The organism is Mesorhizobium sp. WSM4820 (assembly GCF_055811075.1).
Genome location: NZ_JBVVQN010000053.1, coordinates 1 through 2737 on the forward strand (window position 1 = coordinate 1; position 2737 = coordinate 2737).

Sequence of the window (2737 nt, forward strand, 5' to 3'; positions counted from 1 at the left end):
GAGGACACCATGCCGGAGAGGATGGAAGCAAATAGATACCGTGAACGGACTATATAAGTTTCGACAATGCTGGGCGGACGATGCCCCGCGATTTATCGACGCTGCACCGGAGCTTAGAGGCCGTTTTGAAAATCGTGTCCGGGCTATCGGCAGGATGGCGATTGTGATCATGGGATTGCCCGCCTTTTTATGGAGCGACCGTTAGAATTGCTCTTTCGAAACGATCGACATCTGTGCTCGGAATTGATCTGACGAGAAGGTGTGCAGCCTGGTCGGGCTCGACGAGCGGGCGCTGTGGTTCCGCACTGTCGACCTCCGTCGTGATGGTGTTGCGGACGGATCCGCTGTACAGCAGTCTCACTGTTCTGCATGGACTCCGAGCGCCGACGTTCGGCAGCGCTCGATCGCAGCCATCGCCGCGCGTCGTCCGATCGATAACAATGCCCAGTGCTGCTCCCGCCCCCCCACGGTAGCGACGGAATATATCCGCCACTCCGGATCCGAGCGGCCATGCATGGTGCTGCCCCCAAAAAAATTCGGGTGGGCGAGGTCTTGAGGTTGGACGCGAGCAGCAGTTCCAGCGAACTCGTGGCGGCGCAGCCCACAGTTCGCAGAGACCTGCGACGATCGCTGCCGAATTTTCCTGGCAGAGTGTAGAACGGCTCTGTGCATCGCTGTCGCAGACCTTCTCCTCAACTTTCCACGGTCGCGTCCACCTTGTTCTCTTGTCCCTTCTGTCAATGTTTCGAACGACGTCCAAAACTGACCCCTAATCCGTCGTCCAATTTGCACGCCGATTTGCCGGTCAGCACGCGTCGGTCGTCAACACGCGGCACGCCTCTTCGCGGCCGCGATTGAGGCGAAGGTTGGCCGCTGCGACAGAGACCCTCAAACACGCTGACCTCAGCCTGACGTAGCAGTTGGATTGCTGTACGGAAGGCCATCGTGTCGCGCTCGATCCCCTAACCATATTGGGCATCACATGCCGCTTAGTTCGGTCATTCAAACCGCCATCGATTTTTCTTGAGCGGCCTCAACCGCATCGCTCAGCATACGATTGGCGCGCTGGGGATCTAACCACGCTGCCTGCGCATCTGAAGAGAGAGACTGCAAAGGATCCGGATATACGAAGAGTTGGTCCGGCCGGACAGATGGAGCCCGGTACACGGCAATCCCAGTCTGACTGTCATAATGCTCGAAGCTGTGGACGTCGCGCTTTCCACCGCCTCCCGGCGTGTCGACAACGAACAACGGTGTGTTATACCCAGCCGTGATCCCGCGTAAGGCCTTTTCTGTCTGACATGCTAGCCTTACCGAGCAACGCATGTGTTCGATTCCGTCGACAAGATCGCAAGTATACACGTAGTACGGCTGGATATGTAGATGGGAGAGTTTTTTGACGAGCTGTTTCATAACCTCCGGATCGTCGTTGACACCCGCCAGCAAAACCGACTGATTTCGCATCCTTATTCCCTGCTTGAAAAGAAGCTCCGCAGCCGCAGTTGTGTAGTCGGTGATTTCTCCAGGATGGTTGAAGTGAGTGTGAAATGAAATCTCTACGCCCTGATCCCGGCCAACATCGCTAATGTCGACAAGAGCATCAGTCCACTCATGATCGCTTGTGACTTTCATAGGCAGTACAGCGAGACCTTTCGTCGCGAATCGGATGCGGCGAATTGAGGGGATGGACAGAAGGCCCATGCCGATCGACAAAAGTCGGGACGGTTTGAGCCGAAAGCAATCTCCCCCCGACACTACTACATCAACGACGGCGGGGGTCGCACGAAGATATCCTAGAATAGTATCCCAGCGCATCTGGAATGGCGACGCTCTTTTCTTCGAGACCGATTCCGTGTCTAGACCCACGCTGTAACTGCGGGTGCAAAAACGACAATAGACCGGGCAGCGATCCGTTGCGAGTAAAAGTGCCTTGTCCTGATAGCGATGCACCAGTCCATCTACAGGTGAACTTTCTCGTTCATGTAACGAATCCATTTTTAGCAACGGGTGAGATGGAAGAATTTCGCTTCCAACAGGAATGAATTGCTTGCGGATTGGATCTTGGAGAAAATTCGACCAGTCGATCAAGTTCAACACATAAGGCGTAATCCGCATCGCCATCGGCGCACGCGCGAGGCCGAGCTCAATGTCTCGCATCAGACTGTCGTCGGCGTGGACCCCCATCCATTCGCGAAACTGCTCAACACGAGTAACGGCATGACGCTCTTGCCATGCAGCGTCAGCGAACTCGTTTCTCATTTCATGCGCAATACTGCTCATCGGAGCTTCGCTTGAGACGGCGGCAACAGTATAGTCGGTGAGCGTGGTCATGGAGGGCTCTCCCCAGTCGGTGAGGCGTTTGCGGATATCGACGCATGAACCATGCCAAAGGAGACAATCCTTTTACAACAATGTGATAGCCCTCGTACTGCTAGTCGCATTTACGACTTTTTCGGACATGCGACAGCGAGAAATCGTTGTCCAATGCGGGAATTCCCGTCGCCTCCGAAGGGATTCTATGCGCAATGGGCGGCGACGAAACGCGGCATTCCGCTTCTTTGACAGTCCGCGTGTGACCGAACATAGCGTTCTCGCCGGCCATTTCGCCGCGACCGCGGCGCGCGTTCTGCGAGTGAAGGACCCATATAGTTATCCTGCAGGGCGATGTCACATTGTCTGCATATCAACACGTTGAGACCTGCGGCCGCTGATGTCAGCTGACCACGGCCACAGCTTT

At 55.6% G+C, this 2737-nt stretch carries 1 protein-coding gene and 1 pseudogene; both read right to left on the reverse strand.

What is annotated here, in order from left to right; all coding sequences use genetic code 11:
* Nucleotides 1-360: 360 nt before the first annotated feature.
* A pseudogene (locus AC0L2R_RS33610) lies at nt 361-493 on the reverse strand (IS91 family transposase); the annotation flags it as partial.
* 509 nt (nt 494-1002) lie between these two features.
* Nucleotides 1003-2331 carry a KamA family radical SAM protein gene (locus AC0L2R_RS33615; RefSeq protein ID WP_473514076.1) on the reverse strand — a complete coding sequence of 443 codons (1329 nt, stop codon included), beginning with the start codon at nt 2329-2331 and terminating at the stop codon, nt 1003-1005.
* Nucleotides 2332-2737 lie beyond the last annotated feature (406 nt).